Source organism: Micromonospora sp. KC213, assembly GCF_004348325.1.
GTDB lineage: Bacteria > Actinomycetota > Actinomycetes > Mycobacteriales > Micromonosporaceae > Micromonospora.
This window is the reverse complement of sequence record NZ_SMKF01000234.1, coordinates 1-7,234: the sequence shown is the minus strand read 5'-3', so window position 1 is coordinate 7,234 and position 7,234 is coordinate 1. Positions and strand designations below refer to the sequence as shown.

Annotated in this window: 6 protein-coding genes, 1 pseudogene and 1 riboswitch; of the genes and pseudogenes, 2 read left to right on the top strand and 5 right to left on the bottom strand. The window is 72.9% G+C overall.

Features of this window, described 5'->3' with window-relative positions; all coding sequences use genetic code 11:
• Window positions 1–203 precede the first annotated feature (203 nt).
• Both E1166_RS28240 and E1166_RS28235 read left to right on the top strand, forming a co-directional pair.
• Window positions 204–578: an STAS domain-containing protein gene (locus tag E1166_RS28240; protein ID WP_132270715.1), complete on the top strand. Its 375-nt coding sequence runs from the start codon at window positions 204–206 to the stop codon at window positions 576–578.
• A gap of 108 nt (window positions 579–686) precedes the next feature.
• Complete coding sequence (locus E1166_RS28235) at window positions 687–1,214, top strand: SRPBCC family protein (protein ID WP_243710567.1); 528 nt, start codon at window positions 687–689, stop codon at window positions 1,212–1,214.
• 71 nt (window positions 1,215–1,285) lie between these two features.
• Here the strand turns inward: E1166_RS28235 and E1166_RS28230 are convergent, their stop codons facing one another.
• The 5 genes and pseudogenes from E1166_RS28230 to E1166_RS28210 form a co-directional block, all read right to left on the bottom strand.
• Window positions 1,286–2,344 (bottom strand): hypothetical protein, encoded by a 1,059-nt coding sequence (locus E1166_RS28230; protein ID WP_132342927.1) that lies wholly within the window; start codon window positions 2,342–2,344, stop codon window positions 1,286–1,288.
• Between the two features lie 3 nt (window positions 2,345–2,347).
• Window positions 2,348–2,479, bottom strand: a riboswitch (cyclic di-AMP (ydaO/yuaA leader).
• A gap of 129 nt (window positions 2,480–2,608) precedes the next feature.
• A complete protein-coding gene (locus E1166_RS28225; RefSeq protein WP_132342926.1) occupies window positions 2,609–3,523 on the bottom strand; it encodes a cation diffusion facilitator family transporter in 915 nt (304 codons plus the stop codon).
• 197 nt (window positions 3,524–3,720) lie between these two features.
• A complete protein-coding gene (locus tag E1166_RS28220) occupies window positions 3,721–5,835 on the bottom strand; it encodes an AAA family ATPase (RefSeq protein WP_132342925.1) in 2,115 nt (704 codons plus the stop codon).
• 124 nt (window positions 5,836–5,959) lie between these two features.
• Window positions 5,960–6,895, bottom strand: coding sequence for an alpha/beta hydrolase (locus E1166_RS28215; protein WP_132342924.1), 936 nt, complete (start codon window positions 6,893–6,895; stop codon window positions 5,960–5,962).
• Window positions 6,896–7,040: 145 nt separating this feature from the next.
• A pseudogene (locus E1166_RS28210) lies at window positions 7,041–7,234 on the bottom strand (hypothetical protein); the annotation flags it as partial.

The window sequence follows — 7,234 nt, the reverse complement described above, 5'->3', positions numbered from 1 at the left end:
AGGCTGGGGCGGTTGGGGCGGCCCGGAGGGGTCGCTCGTTGACGAGGATGTGACCAGGAAGTTGCGGTGAAGACGGTCCGATCCGGCTGGATCCGCGAATTGCTCATCCCGAGGGGTGGCGACCGAGGCCGTTGGAGGAATACTCTCGGTCGCGGCCCGCGTACTGATGAGGCGCCCGTGAACGGGCGAGTGGAGGTGCTCGCGTGAGCCTGTCGATCGTGAAATCGGTTCTGCCGGGTGGTGTCATCCAGATCGCTCCGCGAGGGGAGATCGACGTCGACACCGCGTACGAGGTACGTGAGGCGATCGCCGAGGTGCTCGCGAAGGGCCGACCGTCCCGTATCGAGCTCAACATGCGGCTCGTCACCTTCATCGACTCGGTGGGCATCAGCGCGATGGTCGCCGGCTTCCAGACCGCCGAGGTCAGCGGGGTGAAGTTGGTGGTCACCGAGCCCAGTCGATTCGTGCACCGCCAGCTCTGGGTGACCGGACTGCTGGGTCTCTTCGGGGCACCGGAGCCCTACTTCGCCGGGGCCGGTGCCGGGGCGGCGACCCGCGAGGTCCTGCCAGGGGCCTGACCCGGCGTCGCGCCGAGCCATTACCGTCGTTCGCCGCTGGTCAACCGGGCCGGCCAGCGGCCCCGCCCGCCCGCGCGGGTTTCGTCTCGCCGTACCCACCCACCTGCGTTGCCAGCCGAGTCCGCGATACGGGACGATCGGGCGACCGACGAGGAGTGGGAGGTCGGAGTGGTCCGGCGGGAGACGTTCAGCTACACGGTGCGCGCGCGCTGCTCACAGGCGGACGCGGTGGCGCTGTTGAGCGACCTGTCCCGTCAGGAGGAACTGCATCCGCTGATTCTGCGGGTACGTGAGCTGCCGCCCCGGCCCGGAGCGCGGGCCAGCTACGCGGTCACCGACCGGCTGGAACTGGGGCCCCTGCACTTCCCGGTCACCTATCAGGCCGACGTCCTGCTGGTCACCGACGACGAGATCATCATTGAGGCCCGGCAGCAGCCCGGCACGACCGTACGCAACCACACCCGACTGCGTGCGGAGGACGGCCTGCTGCGAATCGACGTCGAGATCACCCTCGCCGCCCCCGCGCCGCTGTTCGGGTACGCGTTCCGCCAGGCCCGGGCGGCGCACCTGGGGCTGGCCAGCCGCCTCGGCGACGTGCTGGACCGGCTCTCCGACGGCGGACCGGTCACCGGCTGACCGAACCACCCCCGGGCCGGGGTGGGTGCGGGGCCCGTCCGGGCGGACGGGCCCCGTGCGCGTGGAGCGGGTCAGTACACCGACAGGTGGACGTGGTTGGTGTGGTCGCTGGACGGGTCGCCGTTCGCCCCGCTGTACGACTTCCAGCCGCTGCTGGGTAGCCAGATCTGCCGGTACCAGATCACGTAGAGCACGCCGAGCCGGTCGGCGTTGCGGACGTGGAACGCGGCCAGGTTGTCGCCGTACGTCCGGTCGCCGCCGGTCGCGTCCCCACCGAAGCCACCCTTCTGGGCGGCGAAGTCGCAGGCTCGCCCCTTCGGGTGCTCGCCGGACCCGCCGGGGCGGTAGCAGGAGACGTACCGGGTGAAGCCGGCGGCCTGGGTCTGCTGCAGGGCGTTGAGCATCCGGGGCGTGATGCAACCGTTGGCCGGGGTGGGGTCGTTGACGCTGCACGACTCGGGCGGGAAGGATCCGTCGGAGTTGCGTGGCGCGGACCTGGCGTTGGCCCGGGAGGTGCCCCGTGGAGCGCTGCTGGTGGCCCGGGGTGCGGACTGCGCGGAGGCGGCCACCTCCAGTGCCCGTTCGGCCTGTTGCTTGCGCTTGTCCATGACCGCGATCTGCTTGCGCTGCTCGACGATCTCGTTGGCCAGCGCGCTACGGGTCCGGGTGACCTCCTCCTTGGTCTTCAGGAGGTTGCGCAGTTCCCGGTCCTCCTTGCTGGCGACCGTCGCCAGCGCGGCGGCCCGGTCCAGGAAGCCCTCCGGCGAGCCGCTGTTGAGCAGCGCCGACACCGGGCCGAGCCGGCCGGTCCGGTACGCCACCCCGGCGATCTCGCCGACCTTGCTGCTGCGTGCGGTCAACTCCGATTCGACGGTCTTGAGCTGGTTGTTCAGTTCCTGCTGGCGCCGGGTGGAGCGTTCCAGCGCGGCCTTGGCGTCGAGCCAGCCCTTGCTGGCGGCGTCGAGTTGGGCGCGTAGCGCCGGGGTGCCGCCCTCGTCGTCGCCGCTCGGGGCGGCGAGTCGGGTGGCGGGCGGGGCGGCGGTCACCGGCGTGGGGGCCGAGGTGAGGCCGACGGCGAGCGCCGCGACGATCGCGGCCGTCAGTCGGCCGGTGGTACGTCGTACGTGCATTCATATTCCTTCCGTCAGCCGCCGACCGGGTTAGCTGACGGGTTCGGGACGGAAGATCCCTACCGCTGGCGCGGATGCACCCCAGGTACCTGGTTCCCCGGCACGCCCGGGCGGGCGTTTAGGCGGCGGCCCCGCCGGCACCGTCGGGTGCCGCCTGGGCGGAGGCCGGAACCGAGACTACCGGTACCGGTGGGACGGATGCCCGGTTCGTGACTGAGGGTACGGGAGGTAAGCCTGTGAAAAGGGATGAACAGGTCACTTTCCCTACCACTCGACCCGACCGCACGCCCCCGATGCCGCGCCCGGTTCGATCTGAAGGGTGGCATGGTCGATGTGGAAGTCCTCGTGCAGCGCGCTGCGGGCGGCAGCGAGCACCGCGCCGACCTCGGCGCCCGGGCACATGGTCAGGTGCGCCGAAGCCACCTCCATCCCGGAGGTGAGTGTCCAGACGTGCAGGTCGTGCACCTCGGCGACGCCGGGGACGGCGGTCAATCGGTCGTGCACCGCGGTCACCTGGAGGTGTTCGGGGGCGGCCTGCACGAGGATGCGTACGGCCGCGCGGCCCAGTCGCCAGGTGCGGGGGAGGATGAACAGGCCGATCGCCACCGCCACCGCCGGATCGGCCCACCACCAGCCGCCTACCGCGATCAGCAGCGCGGCGCCGATCACGCCGAGTGAGCCGAGCAGGTCGCCCAGCACCTCCAGGTACGCCCCACGCAGGTTGATGCTCTCCTGGGCACCCTCGCGCAGCAGAGTGAACGCGACCACGTTGGCGAGCAGGCCCAGTACGGCGACCGTCAGCATCGGCCCGGTCCGGACCTCGGGCGGGTCGCCGAACCGCCGTACCGCCTCGATCACCACGTAGACGGCGACGCCGCTGAGCAGGAGCGCGTTGCCGAGCGCGGCGAGCACCTCGAGCCGGTAGAGCCCGAAGGTGCGCTGCGGGTCTCGCTCGGCCCGCCGGGTGGCGGTGATGGCGGCCAGGGCCATGCCGATGCCGAGTACGTCGGTGAACATGTGCCCGGCGTCGGAGAGCAGCGCCAGTGACCCGGTGGCGACCGCGGCGACCCCCTCGACCACCATGAAGACCGCGAGCAGGGCGAAAGCCGCCCAGAGTCGGCCCCGGTGGCGCTGCGCCGCGTTCGCGACCGCCCCGTGGTGGTCATGCCCTGCGCCCACGCCCGCACCTCTCCGTCGCCGTACCGGACCCGAGCCAATCTATGCTGACATCGCTATGTATGCAAGTGAACGGCCCATGACGCCCCGGGTCCGACCGCCGGCCCCCCCATCGGGGGCCTCCCGGGGTTTCCCCGGACTCCGCCCTGCCCAACCTGCCGGTGCTGACGTCCGCCGGGCGAGCCGGCCAGGCCCGACGGTCAGCCCACCGGTTCCACGGTGGTGAGGCGCTGGGTGGCCCGGGACAGAGCGACATAAAGGGTACGGACACCGGAGGGCTCGGCCCGGATCTCACCCGGGCAGACCAGCACCACCCCGTCGTACTCCATGCCCTTGGCCTGGAGGCTGGTCACCACCTGCAGCCGCGCGCCGCCCCGCCCGTCCAGCCAGCCGGCCACCTCGTTGCGGCGCGGCACCGGCGTGATCACCCCGACGGTGCCCTCCACCTCGGCCAACAGCGCCGCCACCGCGTCCACCGTCGCGCCGGCCAGCTCGCCCGCCGGGACGGTCAGCGCGACCGGATCCACGCCGGTCGACCGGACCGCCCTCGGCAGCGGCAGGTCCGGGTGCAGCCGGCGGATCTCCGCCGCCGCCACCGCGAAGATCTCCGCCGAGTTCCGGTAGTTGGTGGTGAGGTTGAACCGGTACCGTCTGCGCCGGCCCAGCGCCTGGTCCCGCGCCCGGTCCAGCTCCTGCGGATCGCCGGCCCACGCGGTCTGCGCCGGATCACCCACCACCGTCCAGGAGGCCAGCCGGCCGCGCCGGCCGACCATCCGCCACTGCATCGGGGAGACGTCCTGCGCCTCGTCCACCACCACGTGCGCGTAGTCGCGGTAGTCCTCCGGTCGCTCCCGGGCCGCCGCCCGGGCGGCCCGCTGCCGGTCGGCGAACGTGCTCAGCTCGCGTACCCCGCCGGTGAGACGGAACGGGTCGCGTTTCGGCTTCGCCGGCCGCACCGGCTTGCCCAGCAGCGCGTCCAGCTCGTCCAGCAGCGCGATGTCGGCCACCGTCAGCCCCTCGGTCGCCAACGACCGGTACGCCTCCGACAACAGCGTGATCTCGGCGCGGGAGAGCACACCGCCGGCGTACCGGCGCAGCCGCTCCGGACAGGCCAGCCAACCCAGCACGTGCCGGGGGTGCAGCCGGGGCCACCAGGCCTTCAGGAACTCGCGGAACTCCGGCCGTTCGATGATCTCGTCCTCGAAGGCGGGCTGCTCCGGCAGGCGGGGGATCTCCAACCGGCGGGCCTGCGCGTACAACGCGGCGAGGACGGCGTCGAACGCGGCACGGCGCACCTCGTTGCGGCGGCCGCCCCGGGACAGTGTCCGGTCCCGGACGCCGTCCAGCTCACGGCGCTCCAACCGGAGCAACGCACCCCGGTAGAGCAGACGCAACTCGTCCGGGCCGTCCGGGACCACGTCGCGGACCGCGCGCTCCAGCACCCGACGCATCCGCAGCGAGCCCTTCACCGCCGCCACCTCCGGCGGATCGGTCCGGGTCGCCGACAGGCCGGGGAAGAGCGAACCGAGCGAGTGCAGGGTGGCGGTCTCCTCGCCGAGCGAAGGCAGCACCGAGGCGATGTACTCGACGAAGACCGCCGAGGGCCCGACCACCAGGATGCCGCCGCCGGCGTACCGGCTGCGGTCGGAATAGAGCAAATACGCCGCCCGGTGCAGCGCCACCGCCGTCTTTCCGGTGCCCGGACCGCCCGAGACGATGGTGACCCCGGAACCGGGGGATCGGATCGCCTCGTCCTGCTCCCGCTGGATGGTGGCGATGATGTCCCGCATCCCCCGCCCGGTGGCCCGGGACAGGGTCGCCAGCAGCGCCCCGTCGCCGACCACCGCCAGGTCGGCCGGGGCCGCCTCCGGATCCAGCAGGTCGTCCTCGATCCGGGTGACCTTCTCACCTGAGGACTGGATGGTGCGCCGGCGCACCACGCCCAGCGGCTCGGCGGGGGTGGCCTGGTAGAAGGCGGCGGCGGCCGGGGCCCGCCAGTCGACCACCAGGGTCTCGGCGTCCACGCCGCGCACCCCGAGCCGACCCACGTGCAGCACCTGGCCGGTACGCAGGTCGAGCCGGCCGAAGACCAGCCCCTCGTGCTCGGCGTCCAGCACGTGTCGCCGCTGCGCGGCGTGGAAGACCATCGCGTCCCGCTCCACCAGCGCGCCGAAGGTGCCCACCCGGGCCAGCCCGTAGCCCTCCTTCTCCGCCTGCGCGGCCGAGCGTCGCAGCTCGGCCAACCGGGCGTACACCCGGTCGAGGTGCCGCTGCTCGACGGCGATCTCCTGCTCCAGGGTCGTCTGGTCGGTCAACGTGGGGGCTCCTGTGCGACGGCGGCGCCGGACGCGGGCGCACGCCAGGCGCAATGAGGGTACGGGCAGGCCGCCACGGCACACCCAGCCCGGGCCGCTTCCCGCGACCTCGGCCACCTCCCGGTCAACAGGTGCCGGGGGAGGGGAGCGTCCGGGGAACGGGCGTGCCGGCCATGACCCGGTGCAGCACCGCCGACAGGGCCGCGTTCACCTCGTCGGGGCGTTCCACCATCAGCATGTGCCCCGCGCCGGGGCAGACCGTCAGTTCGGTCACCGGCAGGGCTGCCGCGATCGACTCCGCGCACGGCGGCGGGGTGAGCCGGTCCCGGTCGCCGACCAGGGCCGCCGCCGGCAGATGCGCCAACTCGGCCAGGGTGTCCAGCCGGTGCTGCGCGCCGATCGAGGCCCGGAAGCCGCCGATCGAACGCAGCGAGGCGCGGGCCACCGCCGAGGTGACCAACCGGATGTCGGCCGGATCGCAGCGTTCGCCGAAGAGCATCCAGCGGATGCTCGGGCGCAGCGCGCGCAACAGTGCCCGGGGTGGGCGCCAGGAACCGCAGCGGGCCAACACTCCCGCCCCGGTGGTCTCGGCGATCCGGATCAGCCGGGCGATACGGGGCGACAGGCCGTACGCGGTGTGCGTGTGCCCCTCGGCGGTGGTGGAGACGAAGACCAGCCCGGCGATGCGGGCGAAGTGCGCGGGGTGCCGGTGGGCGTACTCCATCACGGTCATCCCGCCCATCGAGTGCCCCACCAGCACCACCGGGCCGGTCGGCACCACCTCGTCCAGCACTGTGGCCAGGTCGTCGCCGAGCTGCGCCAGGGTGGCCGTACGCCGTGCCATGCAGCTCGACCCGCCGTGCCCCCGCGCGTCGTAGGTGACCACCCGTACCCGCTCGCCGAAGCACTCCCGCAGGTAGGCCAACTGCCGGTGCCAGACCCGCCCGTCCAGGGTCCAGCCGTGCAGCAGCACCACCGTGGTCGCCGCGTCCGCCGATCCGGTCACCTCGACGTGCAGACGTACGCCGTCGGGGAGCCGCACCTCCCGCCGTTCCGGCATCGTCACCTCCCCAGGCCACCCGGGAACTCCACCCCGGCGTAACCCGCCGGTAACACCGGCTACCCGTCATGAGACCACGCCAACCATGCCGGTGAGAAGATCCCCGACCCGAGGCGGATGGCGGACCTGGCCCGGTCGGACCCGGCTACGGGGTGATCAGTGCCCATGTGCTGATCCCGCCCAGCACCAGCAGGGCGGGCACCACCAGCAGCAGTTCGGCGGCCGACCCGGTGCGGAACCGCAGCGGGGCCCAGATGCCCAGCGCCGCCCACCGGCAGCCCCGGATCCGCAGCGGCCACAGCAGCGGCACCCGGGTGAAGGTCAGCGCGTCACCGAGGG